The 17,785-nt window shown below is 64.4% G+C and carries 15 protein-coding genes; 7 read left to right on the top strand and 8 right to left on the bottom strand.

The window, feature by feature from the left end:
* Positions 1-87 precede the first annotated feature (87 nt).
* Complete coding sequence (locus FJ964_RS00355; RefSeq protein WP_140498896.1) at positions 88-639, top strand: hypothetical protein; 552 nt, start codon at positions 88-90, stop codon at positions 637-639.
* An 83-nt stretch (positions 640-722) separates the two neighbouring features.
* Here FJ964_RS00355 and FJ964_RS00350 read toward each other — a convergent pair whose 3' ends face one another.
* Entirely contained in the window at positions 723-989 is a 267-nt protein-coding gene (locus FJ964_RS00350; protein ID WP_140548203.1) for a hypothetical protein, read from the bottom strand.
* 264 nt (positions 990-1,253) lie between these two features.
* Here FJ964_RS00350 and FJ964_RS00345 point away from each other — a divergent pair, with 264 nt between their 5' ends.
* On the top strand, positions 1,254-3,092 hold the full coding sequence (locus tag FJ964_RS00345; RefSeq protein WP_140548201.1) for a monovalent cation:proton antiporter-2 (CPA2) family protein: 1,839 nt from the start codon (positions 1,254-1,256) through the stop codon (positions 3,090-3,092).
* Positions 3,093-3,101: 9 nt separating this feature from the next.
* Complete coding sequence (locus tag FJ964_RS00340) at positions 3,102-3,647, top strand: DUF924 family protein (RefSeq protein ID WP_140548199.1); 546 nt, start codon at positions 3,102-3,104, stop codon at positions 3,645-3,647.
* Here the strand turns inward: FJ964_RS00340 and folK are convergent.
* From folK to folP, 3 genes are read right to left on the bottom strand one after another with little or no spacing between them, the layout of a single operon-like run.
* Positions 3,639-4,166: a 2-amino-4-hydroxy-6-hydroxymethyldihydropteridine diphosphokinase gene (folK, locus tag FJ964_RS00335; RefSeq protein ID WP_140548197.1), complete on the bottom strand. Its 528-nt coding sequence runs from the start codon at positions 4,164-4,166 to the stop codon at positions 3,639-3,641. The genes FJ964_RS00340 and folK overlap by 9 nt on opposite strands.
* Positions 4,150-4,509 (bottom strand): dihydroneopterin aldolase, encoded by a 360-nt coding sequence (gene folB / locus FJ964_RS00330; protein ID WP_140498905.1) that lies wholly within the window; start codon positions 4,507-4,509, stop codon positions 4,150-4,152. The genes folK and folB overlap by 17 nt, the downstream gene beginning before the upstream one ends.
* Positions 4,510-4,512: 3 nt before the next feature.
* On the bottom strand, positions 4,513-5,364 hold the full coding sequence (gene folP / locus FJ964_RS00325; RefSeq protein WP_140548195.1) for a dihydropteroate synthase: 852 nt from the start codon (positions 5,362-5,364) through the stop codon (positions 4,513-4,515).
* 119 nt (positions 5,365-5,483) lie between these two features.
* On the opposite strand from folP, the gene FJ964_RS00320 reads away from it, so the two are divergent.
* Complete coding sequence (locus tag FJ964_RS00320; RefSeq protein ID WP_181172321.1) at positions 5,484-6,101, top strand: DUF922 domain-containing protein; 618 nt, start codon at positions 5,484-5,486, stop codon at positions 6,099-6,101.
* 238 nt (positions 6,102-6,339) lie between these two features.
* Positions 6,340-7,815, top strand: a complete 1,476-nt coding sequence (locus FJ964_RS00315; protein ID WP_140548191.1) for an MDR family MFS transporter — start codon at positions 6,340-6,342, stop codon at positions 7,813-7,815.
* An 11-nt stretch (positions 7,816-7,826) separates the two neighbouring features.
* Here FJ964_RS00315 and FJ964_RS00310 read toward each other — a convergent pair whose 3' ends face one another.
* The 3 genes from FJ964_RS00310 to FJ964_RS00300 all read right to left on the bottom strand — a co-directional run bounded on the left by FJ964_RS00310 (position 7,827) and on the right by FJ964_RS00300 (position 9,983).
* Positions 7,827-8,861 carry an NAD(P)/FAD-dependent oxidoreductase gene (locus FJ964_RS00310; RefSeq protein ID WP_140548189.1) on the bottom strand — a complete coding sequence of 345 codons (1,035 nt, stop codon included), beginning with the start codon at positions 8,859-8,861 and terminating at the stop codon, positions 7,827-7,829.
* Positions 8,862-9,195: 334 nt separating this feature from the next.
* A complete protein-coding gene (locus tag FJ964_RS00305; protein ID WP_137931040.1) occupies positions 9,196-9,516 on the bottom strand; it encodes a 2Fe-2S iron-sulfur cluster-binding protein in 321 nt (106 codons plus the stop codon).
* A gap of 98 nt (positions 9,517-9,614) precedes the next feature.
* Positions 9,615-9,983: an Hpt domain-containing protein gene (locus FJ964_RS00300; RefSeq protein WP_140548187.1), complete on the bottom strand. Its 369-nt coding sequence runs from the start codon at positions 9,981-9,983 to the stop codon at positions 9,615-9,617.
* Positions 9,984-10,255: 272 nt separating this feature from the next.
* Between FJ964_RS00300 and FJ964_RS00295 the strand changes: the two genes are divergently transcribed.
* Complete coding sequence (locus tag FJ964_RS00295) at positions 10,256-16,408, top strand: kinesin (protein WP_140548185.1); 6,153 nt, start codon at positions 10,256-10,258, stop codon at positions 16,406-16,408.
* A gap of 96 nt (positions 16,409-16,504) precedes the next feature.
* Positions 16,505-17,119, top strand: a complete 615-nt coding sequence (locus FJ964_RS00290) for a 3'-5' exonuclease (RefSeq protein ID WP_140548183.1) — start codon at positions 16,505-16,507, stop codon at positions 17,117-17,119.
* Positions 17,120-17,151: 32 nt separating this feature from the next.
* Here FJ964_RS00290 and FJ964_RS00285 read toward each other — a convergent pair whose 3' ends face one another.
* Complete coding sequence (locus FJ964_RS00285; RefSeq protein ID WP_224624716.1) at positions 17,152-17,751, bottom strand: ABC-type transport auxiliary lipoprotein family protein; 600 nt, start codon at positions 17,749-17,751, stop codon at positions 17,152-17,154.
* Positions 17,752-17,785 lie beyond the last annotated feature (34 nt).

The following is a 17,785-nucleotide window of genomic DNA, read 5'->3' as shown; positions in this document are numbered from 1 at the left end:
ACGACCCTGGCAGTGACGAAGCATTAACCAATCTTGTTCATGGTCGCACTGGTTCCAAAACAGCCTCTTTGTTGCCGGGTGTCGTCGATGAAAAGCGTAATTCTGTCCAGCCTGTTGCCCCTGGCGGTCGCGATCACCACTGTCGCCGGCATTGCCGCACAGGCGTCAGCGGCGGAGCCGGACAAGCAGTTCTTCCGGTCCGCCGAAGGCAAATGGGTGGGCCCGGGCGAGATCGTCGCCGGCAAATACAAGGGCACGAAGTTCAATTGCAGCTTCACCGGCTCGACGCCCGACGGCAAGATGGGCATGACGCTCGACGGCGGCTGCCGGGTGGGCATGTTCACCCAGCCAATGTCGGCAAAGATCGAACGCAAGGGGCGCGATTATAAGGGCTCCTTCATGGGCGGCGCGGCCGGTGCCGGCCTCGATATCATCGGCGGCAATGTGGTCGACGCCCGCAAGGTGGTGTTCACCATCAACCGCAACCAGCTGCGCGGCGTCATGCAGGCCCGCATCCCCGACGACAATTCGATGACGGTGACAGTTGCCGTCCGCGTCGCGGACCAGCTGGTGCCGGTGATCGGCATGAGCCTGAAGCGGGTCGACGCGATCGAAGTCGGCTCCATCGCGCCGAACTGAGCGGGTATCAACCGCCTGTAACCAACCACGAAAAAGAGGCGGCGGCCCATCGCCACCGCCTCCTTTGAAGACGTCGAGGACGATCAGCCTTTGATCGCCGCCGTCACCTCGTCATAGGCCTTGCAGGCGTCGGCCAGGGTCGTGGTGCCCTGATATTTGGTCGTCACCTCTTGCACCCTGGCCGTCAGATCGGCCGCCTTGGACGGATCTTTGGTAACCGCCTCCTGCAGCGCGGCGGCCATGTCCTGCGCCTTCTTGGTCGCGACCTCGGCAGTGCACTCAGGCGCCTTGGAGCAAGCCGAACCGGCAAGCACCGCCAGGCCGACGGCAACAAGCAAAAACTTCTTCATGTCAGTCATCTCCTCAAAAAGGGCGCGACTTGATCGTCACACCCTCCACTGGCCGAAGCCGAGCGTGCTTAACCTCCGATTGCAGCCGGATGCAACGCGGTCTCGCGCTCAACTTGCGTAACGTGCCTGCAACATTGCCCGCCGGCGGGATTCGGGCTGTTACATGCTCACCGAAGCCCCTATCCTTGGGACACTGGCGCCCGATCCGAGGCGCATTGACCCGACCGCACAGGCTGCGGTCCTCAAACGAGCGGAATGGCGGGAATGGCGGCAGAGGCAGCGGGCAGCGAGCTTGTTCAGGTGGTGGCGCTGCTCGCCGCGGGCGTTGTAGCCGTTCCTATCTTCAAGCGTATGGGCCTGGGCTCGATTCTCGGCTATCTGGCCGCGGGCGTGGTGATCGGCCCGTTCGGCATCGGTGTGTTTTCCGAATCGGGAGCCATCCTCCACGTCGCCGAGCTCGGCGTCGTCATGTTCCTGTTCATTATCGGGCTGGAGATGCAGCCGTCGCGGCTCTGGGGCTTGCGCCGCGAGATCTTCGGCCTGGGCGCGCTTCAGGTCGGGGTCTGCGCGGTCTTGCTGACCGGTGTGGGAATAGCCGGAGGCTTTTCCATCGCGCAATCCTTCGTCGCCGGCGCCGGTTTCGTGCTGACCTCGACGGCGATCGTCATGCAGCTTCTGGAAGAGCGCGGCGAAATCGCCTCGCCCAAGGGCCAGCGCATCGTCTCCATCCTGCTGCTGGAGGATTTGGCGATCGTGCCGCTGCTGGCCCTGATCGCGTTCCTGGCGCCAGGCGGCACCGACACCAGCCTGTCGGAGCGGCTGGCCGAGGTCGGCATCGGCCTTGCCGCGATCATCGGCCTGGTGCTGGCCGGACGCTTTCTGCTCAACCCTTTCTTCCGCATCCTGGCGGATGCCCGCGCCCGCGAGGTGATGACGGCGGCCGCCCTTCTGGTCGTTCTCGGATCCGCGCTTGCCATGCAGCTCAGCGGCCTGTCGATGGCGATGGGCGCGTTCCTGGCCGGCGTGCTGCTGTCCGAATCGACCTTCCGCCACCAGCTCGAAGCCGACATCGAACCGTTTCGCGGCATCCTGCTCGGCCTGTTCTTTCTCGCCGTGGGCATGTCGCTCGACCTGCATGTGGTGGTTCAGAACTGGCGGCTGATCGCCGTCTATGTCGTTGCCTACATGGTCATGAAGGCGCTCGGCATCTACATCGTCGCCCGTATCCTGAAGTCGGGCCATCGCGAGGCGCTGGAACGCGCGGTCTTCATGGCGCAAGGCGGCGAATTCGCCTTCGTCCTCTATTCGGCTGCCGCTTCCGTCGGCATCATCGACGGCCAGGCCAACGCGACGCTGACGGCCATCGTCATCATCTCCATGGTGCTCACGCCGCTGGCGATCGTCGCGTTGCGGTATCTGACGCCACGTGACGAGCTGTCGCTGGATGGCGTCGACGTCGCCGAAGGGCTGACCGGCAGCGTGCTGATCATCGGATTCGGCCGCTTCGGCCAGATCGCCAGCCAGCCATTGCTGCTGCGCGGCATCGACGTGTCGATCATCGACAACGATGTCGAGATGATCCAGGCGGCGGCTGATTTCGGCTTCAAGGTTTATTACGGCGACGGAACTAGGCTGGACATCCTGCACGCCGCCGGTGCCGGGCGTGCACGCGCCGTGCTCATCTGCGTCGACAAACCCGATGCAGCCGTGCGCATCGCCGAGCTCGTCAAAGCCGAGTTTCCCTTGCTCACCGTGCTGGCGCGCGCCTTTGACCGAGGCACCGCGCTACAGCTCATCCGTACCGGCGTCGACTACCAGCTGCGTGAAACATTCGAATCGGCGCTGGTTTTTGGCGGTTCGACGCTGGAGGCCCTTGGCGTCGACCCGGAAGATGTCGCCGAGGTGGTAGAGGACGTCCGCCGCCGCGACACCGCCCGCTTCGAGACGCAACTCGCCGAAGGCATCCGCTCTGGACAGCGCTTCCTGAAGGGCAATATCGGCACGCCGATCCCGACGCCGCTCTCCACGCCGCGCCGTCCCGGCCAGGCGCTCAACGAGGAAACGGCCGGCGTTCTGCACAAGTCCGAGCCGGCGGATCGATAGGAGAAAAGCATGGATTTGGACAGCAGAGCCCTGTCGGTAACCAGATTCTGGCGTGATGCCGGAGCGGACGCATGGTTCGAAAAAAGCGATGTTTTCGATGGCGATTTCCGCAACCGCTTTCTTGAGCTGCACTACGCGGCTGCACGGCGCGAATGCGACGACTGGTCGGAGCATGCCGAAGGCTCGCTGGCGTTGATGATCCTGCTCGATCAGTTTCCGCGCAACTGCTTTCGCGGCACCGGCCACATGTACGCCACCGACCCGCTGGCGAAGCATTTCGCCCGAAAAGCGGTGGCGGCCGGCCAGGACCTGGCGCTCGAACCGGAATTGCGGGTGTTCCTGTATCTGCCGTTCGAACATTCGGAATTGCTCGCCGACCAGGAACGGTCGGTCGAACTCACCGCGGCCAATGCGCCGGACTACCTCAAATACGCCGAGGAACACCTCGACATCATCCGGCGCTTCGGCCGTTTTCCGCACCGCAACAAGATGCTCGGCCGCGAAACCACGCCGGAGGAAAAAGCCTTTCTGGACGATGGCGGGTTCTCAGGCTGACCCTGCTCTAGCCAGCCACCAGTCGCGGCCCGACGGCAGGCGTTCGATGCCGGCCGCATCGACGGCGGCCAGCCGCTCCGAGACGCTTCGCCCGCTTACGGCAAGATCGGGCGCGATCTCGGCCAGCGGCGCCAGCACGAAGGCACGTTCAAGCATGCGCGGATGCGGCACTTCCAGGCCGGTTTCGTGGATGACGCGGTCGCCGAAAACCAGGATGTCGATATCGATCAGGCGCGGCCCCCAGCGCTCCTCGCGCACGCGTTTCAGCTTGCGCTCGGCATCGAGGCACAGGTCGAGCAATGCTCGCGGCGAGAGCCGGGTCGAGAGTTCCGCGGCGGCATTCAGGAAGTCGGGCTGGTCGAGCTTGCCCCAGGGCGGCGTGCGGTAGAGCGAGGAGACCGAGGCCACGCGAGTGGCGGGATCGGCGTCGAGCAGGCGCAGCGCCGCCGCCATCGAACTCGCCGGATCGCCGAGATTGCCGCCAAGGCTGAGATAGACGGTGTTACTGCGGCCAGACAACGGTCACCTCGACGTAATCGAGCACGCCGGGCACCGGCGCATTCGGCTTGCGGACCGTGATTTCGGCTTTCCTGATCTGCGGGAAGCGTTCTGTCAGGGCTTTTGCGACTTCCAGGGCCAGCGCCTCGATCAGGAAGCGCCTGTGTCCGGTGATGATCTCCTCGATCACCGTGAAGGCAACGCCGTAGTTGACGGTTTCCCCGATGGCATCATCGACCAGCGCGCGCCCGGGCTCCACGGTGAGCGAGGCGTCGACATAGAAGCGCTGGCCGAGTGCCTCCTCCTCGTCCAGCACGCCGTGCCGGGCAAAGAAGGCGCAGTTCTTCAGGCGGATGACATACATGGTTCAGCGTTCCGAAGCGGCGGTTTCGCGCGCCAGCATAGCATCCGCCACGGCCAGCGCGTCCACGTTGATTGCGACATCGTGGACGCGAAACAGGTCGGCGCCCTTCAATCTCAGTATGACGCTCGTTGCCGCAGTCCCAGCCCCTCTTTCGGCGGCATCGCGGCCCGTGACGGTGCCGATGAAGCGTTTTCGCGAGGTTCCGGCCATCAGCGGAAATCCAAGGGCGTTGAGCTCGGAAAACCGCGCCATCAGGTCGAGGTTATCCTCGGCCGTCTCCTTGGCGAAGCCGAATCCGGCATCGAGAACGATATGATCGTCGGCAATGCCGTGCCGGCGGGCGATTTCCAGTGATTTTTCGAGGAATGCGAACTGGTCGGCGATGACGTCGGGCAGTTTCCGGCGATCCCGCCCGGTATGCATGATGATGAGCCCCGCGCCGGTTTCGGCTGCGACACGCGCAATGTCCGGCTCGCGCTGCAAGCCCCAGACGTCGTTGACGATATGCGCCCCGGCCGCCACGGCCAGCCGCGCGGTCTCGGCGCGATAGGTGTCGACCGAAATCAGCACCTCGCCGGAACCCGCCAGCGCCTCGATCACCGGCAGGATGCGCGCCTGCTCCTCGCCTGCCGTGATCGCGGACGCGCCCGGCCTGGTCGATTCACCGCCGACATCGACGACCAGAGCGCCTTCGCCCAGCATGCGGTGCGCCTGGACCAGCGCGGTTTCGGCGGCATCGAACAGACCGCCGTCGGAAAAACTGTCGGGCGTGACATTGAGAATGCCGACCACCACGGCCTTGTCGCCAAGGTCGAGATGACGTCCGTGCGCCAACTGCCATCGCCTCGCCGTCATTGCTCATCAACCATGGGGCTCATCAACCGTGTGGCTCATCAACCATGTGTGATCCGCACCATATCAATTCCGTTGCGCCGGCAATGGCCGTAAAGCAAGGTAGGTCGAGAGGCAACCTGATGAAACGAACCCTGCTTTGCGCATTGCTGCTTGCCGCCACCGCCATTCCGGCGGGCGCGGCCAATCTCGTCAAGACATATAGCTACTTCGCCGTTGGCGGCAGGACGCTGGAAGACATCGAGGCGCAGCTTTCCAAACACGGTCCGCAGGTGAAGAGCACGGGTTCGCGGCATCCCGGCGCCACGCAGATGGCCTTCACCACGCGCATCAGCTATGCCGGGCAGTCCGGCTCGTGCCGGATCGCCGACGCCGCCGTGACCGTCAAGGTCAAGGTCATCCTTCCCGAATGGCGCCGTCCGCGCAAGGCCGACGCGGATGTGCGGCTGTTCTGGGACACGCTGTCGGCCGATATCAAGCGCCATGAGGAACGCCATGTCGAGATCGCCAAGAATCACGCCCGCGAACTGGAAGACGCGCTGAAAGCCGCATACCCGCAGAAGGACTGCGATGCGGCGAAGGCCAAGGCCGCCCAGATCACCGCCGCCATTCTGGCCAGACACGACCGTGCCCAGGTGCAGTTCGATCGTGTCGAAAGCGTCAATTTCGAAAGCCGCATCTTGCGGCTCCTGCGTTATCGCGTCGAGCGCATCGGGAACGGCCGGTTGCCGCCGACCTGAATGTCCCGATGCATGTCGCCTAAAGGGCGGCGGTGCGAGCCAACCGGGCCGAAGCGTAGTGCCAGCTTCGAAAAATTTTCGGGCAACGGTCGAAATCGGCCTATACGGGACGACATATCAGGGGTTGGCAAGGGCACGACCTTTCAATCACGAGCATCACGACCGATCGCGCCGCGCATGCAACCCGGCAAGCCCAGCCGGTGCACCGGACGGCGCGCAAGCATATGGACGAAAGACTATGGACCAGGCTGTCGACAAGCAGGCCGTGGCGGCCGCGAGCGCGCCGCTGACGGAAAGCGAAAAGAACGCCATTATCGGCGGCGTTCTCCTGTCGATGCTGCTGGCAGCACTTGACCAGACCATTGTGGCGCCGGCCATGCCGACCATCGCGCGAGCGCTCGGCCACGCCGAGTACCTGCCCTGGATCGTGACCGGATATCTCCTGACCGCAACCGCCATGGCGCCGCTCTACGGCAAGATCTCCGACGTCTACGGCCGCCGGCCGACCGTCTATGGCGCGATCCTCATCTTCCTCGCCGGCTCGCTGGTCAGCGCAATGGCGCCCAACATGTTCGTGCTGGTGATCGGCCGCGCGATCCAGGGCGCCGGCGGCGGCGGGCTTTTCGCCCTGGCGCAGACCGTCATCGGCGACCTCGTGCCGCCACGCGAACGGGCACGTTACGCGGCCTGGATCTCGGGCACCTGGGCGGTCGCCAGCATCGCCGGGCCGTTGCTCGGCGGCACGTTCGCCGAACATCTCCATTGGTCGCTGATCTTCTGGATCAACATTCCGCTCGGCATCGTGGCCATGGCCATCATCAACAAGCCGCTGCGCAAGCTGCCGGTCGCGGCAAGGCGGCACCGCATAGACGGGCTCGGCGCGCTGCTTCTCGTCGCCGCCACGGCCCTGCTGCTTCTGGCGCTGAACTGGGGTGGCAGCGAATATCCCTGGCTCTCGACGGCGATCCTCGGGCTGGTCGCCAGTTCCTTGGTCTTGTGGAGCGCCTTTGCGCTGCGGCTGCTGCGCACAACCGAGCCGCTGATTTCGCTCGAGGTACTGAGCAACCCGATCGTCCTTGCCGGCACGCTCTCCATGTTCCTTCTGCAGGCGGCCAATATCGGCCTGTCTGTCTACCTGCCGGTCTATCTCCAGTCGGTCATCGGCCTGTCGGCGAGCGAATCCGGCACCGCCCTCCTGGGGCTGATGCTTGGCACGGTGGCGGGCGCGACATTCAGCGGGCGCACCATTCCGCGTTTCGTCCATTACAAGCGGATCGCCATGGTCGGATTGGGCTTCGCCGTTCTATGCCTCGGCGTCCTCAGCCTGGTGGCGGGGCACGCCTCGCTGCTGGTTGTCGAGATCCTGACGACGTGCGTCGGGCTGGGCAGCGGAACCACCTTTCCGGTGGCCACGGTGTCTGTTCAGAACGCCGTCGACCCCAGGCACCTCGGCGTCGCCACCGGCGTGCTGACGTTCCTGCGCTCGCTGGGCAGCGCGCTCGGCGTTGCTATCCTCGGTGCGGTCGCCCTGGGCAACGGGCTGCCGCTGGCGGGCGAAGGCGCGCAGGCGACCGGCGTCGGTGCTGAAGCTGCCGCCTTCGGGTTGATCTTCGTCGCCGCCGTGGTGATGTTGATCATGGCGCTGCTGACGCTAAGCCTGATGCCGGAAAAACCGCTGCGCGGCCATCCTGAGGCCCCCGTGCTGGCGGAGTGAAGCGATACGCGTCAGGAGGCCTCCACCACGCCGAGCTTCTTCTGCAGGCTGGAGGAGGAGGTCGTGTACTGGAAAACGATGCGTTCGCCCGGGCTGACGATACGCTTGGCGGCCTGGGCCATCAGCGCGACCTCGTGAAAGCCCGACAGGATGAGCTTCAGCTTGCCTGGATACCAATTGATGTCGCCGACCGCGAAGATGCCCGGGACCGACGTCTGGAACTTCTCGGTGTCGACCGGAATCAGGTTCTCGTGAAGATTGATCCCCCAATCCGCGATCGGTCCGAGCTTCATGGTCAGGCCGAAGAAGGGCAGCATCCGCGTGCAAGGAACTTCGATGTCGCCGTCCGGCCCCTTGATCAGGGCGGACGACAATTGGCCGTCGGCGCCGGTCAAGCCGGTCACTTGCCCGACCTGGAAATCCAGTTGCTTCATCTCCTGCATGGCGTACATCTTGTTGACGCTGTCGGGCGCGGCGCGGAACTCCGGGCGCCGGTGGACCAGCGTCACGCTTTTTGCCACAGGCTGTAAATTGAGCGTCCAGTCCAGCGCCGAATCGCCGCCGCCAACGATAACGAGGTCGTGGCCGCGAAAATCTTCCATCCGGCGCACCGAATAGAAGACGCTCTTGCCCTGATAGGGCTCGATGCCCGGGATGGGCGGGCGTTTTGGCTGGAAGGAGCCGCCGCCGGCGGCGATCACCACCACCTTGGCCTCGAACACCTCATTCTCGTCGGTGGTCACGCGAAAGCCGCCGTCCTCCAGTCTCTCCAGGCTGGAGACCATGCGATTGTAGGTGAAATCGGGCTTGAACGGCGCGATCTGCTCGAGCAGCTTGTCGACCAGGCCTTGCGCCGAGATCGAAGGCCAGCCGGGAATGTCATAGATCGGCTTTTCCGGATAGAGTTCCGCGCATTGGCCGCCCGGCCGGTCGAGAATGTCGATCAGGTGGCACTTCATGTCGAACAGGCCGAGCTCGAACACGGCGAACAGGCCGACCGGCCCTGCCCCGACAATGAGTACGTCTGTCCTGGTGATGCCGGTCATGATGCGCGCCTCGCTGCTGGATTGGCGTGAGACTGCATGACCACCGGCTTGCTGCCAAGCGGTAGCGGCAAAAATCAGGGCTCCGAACTCGGGTTACAAGGCTTGACGACCGCAAGTCCGGCAGCCCCGCCAGCTTTTCACGGCAGGCAGCTTCTCACGATAGGAATTTTTTCTTGACTGGGTGAAGGCAGCTATGGTAGATATTCGGTTATGGTGTTGAGTTGCGCCAGAGCCCGCCGCACAGGCGGGTTTTCCATTCAAGGCGCCATCAACAGCCGGCGAAGGCCCCTAAGGAGCCCCCTACCGGATTCATTGCCTTGGGCAAAATCGGCTTTTAGCCTTGGCGCTCGGGCACCCGAACCACCAGTCCGTCGAGCGCGTCGCGCACCTTGATCTGGCACGACAGCCGCGAATTCGGCTGGACGTCGTAGGCGAAGTCTAGCATGTCCTCTTCCATCGCTTCCGGCTCGCCGACTTCCGCCGTCCAGGCCTCGTCGACATAGACATGGCAGGTTGCACAGGCGCAGGCGCCGCCGCACTCCGCTTCGATACCCGGCACGGCATTGCGGATGGCGTTTTCCATGACCGTCGAGCCGTTCTCGGCATCCACGTCGAAATGTGTGCCGTCATGGGCAATGAAGGTCAGTTTGGTCATTTGTCACCTGAGGGAGTTTCCGCCGAGATAATCACTCGGGCACACAAGTCAACTGCGGCGAGAAAGCGCCGCACGGTGACGTTTTTCTGCAAACCGGTCTAGCGGTTGATGGCGGCGATGAAATCGCGCACTTCGTCGATCAGCTTGCCCAGTCGCGTAAGCGTCTGGCTGTCTTCCGGCTGCCGTTCTATCTCGGTGGCGCAATCGGCAATGGCGAAGGCTCCGACGCCGCGCGCCGAGCCCTTCAGGCCGTGCGCCAGGAGCAGCCGGTCCTTGATGTCTGCATCGACTATCCTGTCGCGCACCGACAGCGCCTGTTGTACAAAGAGCGCCAGCACCTCCTGTTCGAGGCTGCGGTCGCCCATCGTCTGCCGCGCAAGGTGTGCCAAATCGACCGGTCGGGACCGCCTCGTTCCCGATACATCGCCCCCGGGCATTGAGAAGGCAATGCCGCTTTCGCCACGCATGAACTCGTACTCCGCTTCTTCGGCCGCCTGAAAAACTAGGCGAATCCAATGGACAACGGGTTAATGAATGGCCGGGAAAAATGTTGCGAAAGCGGCGTCGGAATCACGCTTCCGTTAACCTTATATTTAAAGTTTTACGTATCCCGCGGAATGCATGTTTTCTTTACCCCCCTGTGTCATTACGATACGAGGGGTCCATTTTCAGCCTCCTGCGCGTGGGTGCGACAACCAGAATCATAAGCCCGCGGCAGCTAGTACAGGGTAGCGAAGGCATGGCGAAGAAAACAACGACGACCAGATCTCTGGACAACGATGTGGCCAGGGAACTCGAGAAGGCACTCGATCTCGACCTCGGCGGCGACACCGGCAGCGGCGACCTCGATATCGCGGCCTCGATGGAAGATCTGGAAGCGCAGATATCCCAGGCCGCCGACGAATTGGCGCGCGAGGGACGCAATCAGACGCAGGCACCCGTCGTGAACCAAGCCCAGGCCGCGAATCCCGCGCCAAAGACCAGATCCGCCGAACTGCGCCCCGTCGAAACACGCAATGGCGGTCAGCCCGCCGGCTTCTCGCCGGCCAATGACGATCGCCAGAAGGACTATAAGACGCTTCTGCACAGCCTCAACCGGCGCGCCTCGAACACGATCTACTGGGTCATCGCCTTCGTTTCGCTGGCCTGGATCGCCGGCGCGGGCGGATTGGCCAACCTCCTCTTCGGGCCGAGCATCTGGAGGATCCGCACGCTCGACCAGTTCTTTGCCCGTCCCGAGCTGATCGGCCTTGCTGTCGCGGCCATCGTGCCGGTCATCCTGTTCTGGGCCTTCGCCGCCATGATTCGCCGCGCCCAGGACATGCGCATCGCCGCCCAGTCGATGACGGAAGTGGCCTTCCGCCTCACCGAGCCGGAAAACATGGCCCAGGATCGCGTCATGATGATCGGCCAGGCCGTCCGCCGCGAGGTGGCCGCCATGGGCGAAGGCATCGAACGCACGCTGGCCCGCGCCGTCGAACTGGAAACGCTGGTCCACAGCGAGGTCAACCAGATCGAGCGCTCCTATTCGGAAAACGAAACCCGCATCCGCTCGCTCGTCGACGGGCTCGGCAGCGAGCGCGAGGCGGTCGTCAGCCATGCGGAGCGGGTTCGCGCCTCGATCGCCGGCGCGCACGACACCCTCAAGGACGAAATCGGCGCTGCCAGCGACCTCATCCGCGACAGCATTCTCAATGCATCGACCAAACTGTCGATGACCATCACCAATTCCGGCGACACGCTTATCGACCGCATCAACGAAAGCTCGCTGTCGATCTTCGATTCGGTGGAAGGCCGGCTCGACACCATAACCGACAAGCTTTCGACTTCCGGCGAGGCTTTCGCCAGCCTGCTCGACACGCGCATCGCCAAGCTGACGGACACGACAGACGGCCTGACCCGGTCGCTGACCGACCTGCTCGACGATCGAACCAACGGCATGGTGTCGTTGCTTGGGGGCGCCGCGCGCACACTCAATTCGGAATTCGAGGCCAGCCTCAACGGCATCGAGCGCACACTCGCCGAGCGCGGCCAAGCGCTGATCAGCGAGTTCCAGACCCGTGCCGAGGCCCTCGACACCGGCACGCAGAAGCTCAACGCAGCGCTCGAAGCTCGCGCCCGGCAGATCAACGAAACGCTAGTCGAACGCGCGCGCGAGATCGCCCACACCTTCGCCGAGAGCAAGGACACGCTGACGGCGATGATCGACCAGGGCAAGACCCAGATCGGCGCCGACATGGCCGATATCGTCACGTCGACCTCGTCCATGCTCGAAGCGCGCGCCAGCGATTTCGCCGGACGCATGGAAGCGGCGCGCCACGTCGTCTCGCGCTCGTTCGATGCCGATATCCAGCGGCTTGCCGATGCCCGCGTGGGCATAGAGGAAGCGGTCGAAAATCACAGCCGCAGCCTTTCCGAGAGCCGCGAGCGCATGGCGGCCGCGATGCAGGCCGACCTGGCCAAGTTCGCCGAGAGCCGTGCTGGTATCGATGCCGCGGTGACCGACCAGGTGCAGAAGCTGGCCGAGGGCCGCAGCCTGATCGCGCGCGCTCTCGAAGAAGATCTGCGCAAGGTCAACGAATCGCGCGCTGCCATCGACGCTTCGCTCGGCAGCCACCTCGAAAGGCTGGAAGAAGGTCGCAACCGGCTCTCCCAAGCTCTCAACGAAGACTCCGGAAAGTTGGTGCAAGCCCGTACAATCATTGACGAAATGGTTGCTGGACATGTTGGCAAACTGGCCGAGGGCCGCAGCATTCTCTCGCGAGCGCTCGAAGCCGACCTCGGCAAGCTCGTGGACACGCGCGCCGACATCGATGGCCTTGTCGCCGGTCAGGTCGAGAAGATCGCCGAGGGCCGCGCGGTACTCGCCAAGGCGCTGGAGAACGACATCGCCGGCATCAAGGACCTCATCGAGGCGCATTCGGCGAAACTGGTGGAAGACCGTTCGCAGCTTGGCCGTTCGCTGGAGGACGATCTATCCAGCATACGCGGGCTGATCGAAGATCATTCGGGCCGCCTGGCCGAAGATCGCAGCCTGCTGTCGCAGACCCTTGAAGCCGACCTTGCCAAGCTCGCCGAGAGCCGCTCGAGCATCGACGGTCTGGTCGCCGGTCAGGTCGAGAAACTGGCCGAAGGCCGCGATATTCTCAGGCGGGCGCTGGAATCCGACCTCAACGCGATCAAGGGTGTCATATCGAGCCAGTCCGAAAGGCTGGCCGAGGACCGTGGGCAGTTGTCGCGGGTTCTCGAGGCCGACTTGCAGAATGTGAACAGCGTCATTGCCGACCACATGAACAAGCTGGTCCAGGACCGTTCGACCTTGTCGAAAGCGCTTGAGGAGGACCTCGCCAAGCTGGCCGAAAGCCGCTCAAGCATCGACGGGCTGGTGGCCGGCCAGGTCGAGAAGCTGGCCGAAGGCCGCGACATCCTGCGCCGTGCGCTGGAAGCCGATCTCAATACGATCAAGAGCACCGTCGCCGACCAGTCCCAGAAACTGATCGAAGATCGGGGACAATTCGCCCGGGCGCTCGAAGCCGACCTCGAAAGCGTCAACAGCCTCGTCAACAGCCACTCGGAAAGGCTTGTCCAGGACCGTTCGGCGCTGTCGAAGGCACTCGAAGACGATCTCGAAAACGTCAACGGACTGGTCAACAGCCACTCCGAGCGACTTGTCCAGGAGCGTTCGGTGCTGTCCAAGGCGCTCGAGGACGATCTCGCCAAGCTGGCCGAAAGCCGCTCGAGCATCGACGGCCTTGTCGCCGGCCAGGTCGAGAAGCTGGCCGAAGGCCGCGACATCCTCAAGCGCGCGCTGGAGGCTGATTTGCAGAAGCTGTCGGAGAGCCGTGGCGATCTCGACGGCATCATCGCCGGACATGTCGGCAAGCTGGCCGAAGGCCGCGACGTGCTGAGCCGCGCGCTGGAAGACGATCTCGGCAGGCTCGCCGAGACCCGCAAGGATATCGATCGTTCGCTGTCGGGTCACATCGACCAGATCGCGGCGAGGAGCACCGACATCTCCGCTGCGATCGCCGCCGACGTGGACAAGATCGAGCAGGCGTTCAGTCGCCAGACCGGCATCATCGAGGAGCGTGCGGGCACCATGGAGCGTGCGCTGTCGACAGGCGTCGACAATGTGCGCAACGTGCTCGAGAAGAGCGCCGTCTTCGTGGCCGGCGCCTTGCGCGAGAAAGTCCTGGAAGTCACCAGCGTCCTGCACGAGCAGGCGGGCCTCGCCTTCTCCGATGCGGATCGCAAGATCGCCGAGCGCGCCGAGCAGACCTCGGCCGCCCTGCTGGCTCGGGCCGAAGACATCGCCCGCACCTTCGAGGAGGCGGATCGCCGTCTCCACGCCCGTGCGGAAGACACGTCGAGCGCCTTGCTTGCCCGCGCGGACGATGCGTCCAGTTCCTTGCTGGCGCGAGCCCATGAAACCGCCGATCAGCTTGCCGCCCGTGCAAGCGAAATCGCCGGCACGTTCGACGCGGCCGACCAGAAGCTGGCCGCCCGCGCCCAGGAAACCGCCGATCAGTTGGCGGCTCGGGTGAGCGAAATTGCCGGCACCTTCGACGCGGCTGACCAGAAGCTGGTTGCCCGGGCCGTCGAAACGGCACAGTCGCTGGCCGCGCGCGCCGGCGATATCCTGCGCAATTTCGAAGGCGCCGATCAGCGGCTCGGCATGCGCATCGGCGAATCGGCCGAAGCTCTTGCCGCGCGTGCAGCGGATCTCGGCCGCATCTTCGATGCCGCCGACCAGCACTTGGTCTCGCGCATCGCCGAAGGTTCGGAAGCGCTGTCAGGCCGCGCCTCCGAAATCGCCCGCATCTTCGACGATGCCGATCAACGTCTCGTGTCACGCATCGCCACCAGCACCTCGACCATCGGCGAACATGCGCAGAGCATCGTCGGCGCCTTCACCAGCACAGAGCAGAGGGTCGCCGACCGTGCGCGCCAGACCGGCCAGGAACTGGCCGCGCATGCCCGTGAAATCGAGCAGGCGCTCGCCGGCGCCGACGAGCGGCTCGCATCCACCGCCGCAACGGCTGCTGCCCGCGTCGAAGAGCAGATCGCCAGCGTCGAGAACCGGCTGGCCCATACCGCCGAGACGATGGGCCAGAAGCTCAACGAGCAGGTGTCGAGCGCCGAGGCGCAACTCGTGTCGCGCGCCAATGTCATCGCGGAGACCTTCACCGCGGTCGGCCAGCATATCGGCCAGAGCACCAACGACGCCGCCAAGACGATCGGCGCCAACACCCGCGAGCTCAACACCATGCTCGCGGCACGGTCGGCGGAGATGTCGAAGATCCTCGACGAGACCGCGCGGCCTCTGGTCGAGCGTTTCGCCCAGGGCGGCTCGGAACTGCAAAAGAGCATGGAAGAGGTCACCGAACGTGCCGCCGAGAAGCTGCGCAGCGAAAACGCAGCCCTCGTCAACGCGCTCGCCAGCCGCACCGCCGAGACCCTTTCGGCGGTCGAAGGTGCCCGCTCGTCGCTGTCCGACAGCGTCGCCGACCTCATTGGCCGCATGACCACGTCGAGCGCGCAGCTCGGTCAGTTGATCGAACAGGCCGCGCTCAATCTCGGCCAGGTCGACGAACGCCTGACCGGCAGCACGCAAAGCTTCGCGGCAACCACCGAGAAAGCGGCGCAGACCTTCGCCAGCTCGGCAAGGCTGGTCGATTCGAACACGACAAGGCTGACGGAACTGTCGTCGTCGACCTTGCGCGAGGTCGCGTCGATCGCCACCAAGTTCGATGAACACAGCCGCCTGCTCGCCGGTGCTTCGGACCTCCTGAGCTCGGCCCAGAGCAATCTCGAACACACGCTCGAAAGGCAGTCTTCGCTCGAGGATCTCGCCGTCGGCCTGGTCAAGAAGTCGGAAGATCTCGAAAAGGTCATGCGTTCGTTCGAGAATCTGGTCGGTCAGACGCTGCAGAACGCCGAAGGCAAGACACTGGAATCGGCCGACAAGATCCGCAACGCCATCACCGACGTCGTCGATTCGGCCACCAAGCGCTTCGCCGACGCCACCGAGGAGATGCGGCGCACCGCGAGCTCGATCAAGAGCGAGCTCGACCTCACCCGCGCCGAGCTCAAGAAAGGCGTCATCGAGATGCCGGAAGAGGCCAAGGAATCGACCTCGGCCATCCGCCGCGCGGTTTCCGAGCAGATCAACGCCCTGAAGGAGCTTTCGGACATCGTTGCGAAGTCCGGCCGCAGTGGTGGAGAGCCCTCGGAATCGCGCAATTTGCGCCCGGCTCCGCAAGCCCCGGCCGCGCCGCGCGCGGCAGAGCCGCCGCGCCGCGCTCCCGCGCCACAGCCGGAACTTCGCGCGCCGCAGGCGCCGTCGGGCGGCACGGCGCTACGCGGCACGCTTGACCTGGAGCGCCCTGCCGACACGGCGCCGCGCCCGCGTTCCGACGCCGGCGCCCGCACGCAACAAGGCGGCTGGGTGCGCGATCTCCTGAGCGGGGCATCACGCGAGGACGAAGCCAAGCCGGCAGCACCCGCCGACGCACCGCGCGCCGCCCCTGCCCAGCGCTCACCGCTTCACGTCGTGGAATCGCTGAACTCGTTGTCCGTCGATATCGCACGGGCCATCGACCACGATGCGTCGATCGAACTATGGAACCGGTACCGGCGCGGCGAGCGTGACGTGTTCACGCGGCGGCTCTATACGCTGAAGGGCCAGCAGACGTTCGACGAGATCCGTCGCAAGTACCAGACGGAGGCAGAGTTCCGCGCCGCCGTCGACCGCTATTGCGATGATTTCGAGAAGCTGCTGAAGGATGTGTCGCGCAACGACCGGGACAACATCATGGCGCAGACCTACCTGACATCGGATACCGGCAAGGTCTACACCATGCTGGCTCACGCCAGCGGCCGCCTGCACTAGGCAGCGGCAGACAGCCAATGAAAAAAGGCGGGGGACTTGTCTCCCGCCTTTTGGCTTGGAAGGGTGGTAGTCGCATCCGGAACTGGATCCTGACCTGTGAAGACGGCAATCATATTCGACTGCGAGTTTCTTTGCGTTGAGGGCTCGCAACGTCGATTCTGGTGCGCGGCCCACGATCCCGATCCGGTCATCGCGCAGATCGGCGCGGTCAGGCTTGGGCTCGAAGAGAATTTTCCCATCCTGGGCACGCACAAGGCCTATGTCAGACCGATCAACCGGTTTGGCAGGAGATACGCGCTCGACCCTTTCTTCACCGAACTGACCGGCATCACAGAAGAAAAGCTGGAGATCGAGGGGGCAGCGCTAGGACAAGCCCTGGTTGACGTCGATCGTTTCTCGGGTAGGGCCCGATTCTGGTCCTGGGGCAAGGACGAACTGAACATGATGGCCATCAGCTGCTATATCGCAGGCATCCCCGCTTCCATCCCGGCCGCCCGTTTTGACAATGCCGTAAAGCTGCTCATCGCGGCCGGCATGCCGATCGAGGACCTGGCAAGGACGCCGAGCAACAAGCTTGCCGACTATTATGGCGTTCAACACCCGCCATTGCAGGGACACGATGCGCTCGATGACGCGCTGTCCGTAACCTACACCCTGCAGCACCTGATGAGGACTGGAAAGCTGCGGCCGGACGTCTTTGACCGCTTGTAGCCTGGTGGCTGGCGCCCGCCCGGCATCGCCGCTCAGATCGCCGAATCGGTCCAGCGCACGATCTGTTTGGCCGCATCGCCGAACGCAGCATCGAGCGCGCCGACATAGCCTTGGTTGCCGCTGCCCGAGACGGGCGCTGACGCCGTAAAGCTCTTGGACGCACGCACCTCGCCATTGCGATCGTTAAGGATGCGCACGAACAGGTCGACCTCGGCATGATCGCCGCCGTCGACGCGGACTTCGAACGAACGGATCTCGACGATGACCTGGTAGTCGATCGCCAGCCCCTCGCCCGGTTTGCCCACGCCGGCGAAGCTGCCGGAGCGCTGGAACGTCTCCGCCAGCCGTGCCTGCACGATCAGCGGCAACCGGTCCGCCCATTGCGCGCCCTTGAGGTACTGGATCGAGCGTGGGGACGGTTTTATGACGATGTTCTGGCTGTCCAGCGCCTTGAGCGCGGACGGCTGCGCGATCAGGATCTGGCGGCGGCTGTGGCCATGCGCCTCGACCGACGGCGCCGACAGTTCGAAAGTGTCAAGCGGCGCAGGCCCGCCGCCCGGCAGCGCGGCACAACCGGCAAGGGTCAAGGCAAGCAAGGCCACGCCCGATCTGAACACAATCGTCGACTTCACGCGCGATCCCTGCTGTCCCCGGCCTCGCTATCCC

The sequence above is a fragment of the Mesorhizobium sp. B2-3-2 genome (assembly GCF_006442295.1).
Classification (GTDB): Bacteria; Pseudomonadota; Alphaproteobacteria; order Rhizobiales; family Rhizobiaceae; genus Mesorhizobium.
This window is presented reverse-complemented; position numbering and strand designations above follow the sequence as displayed.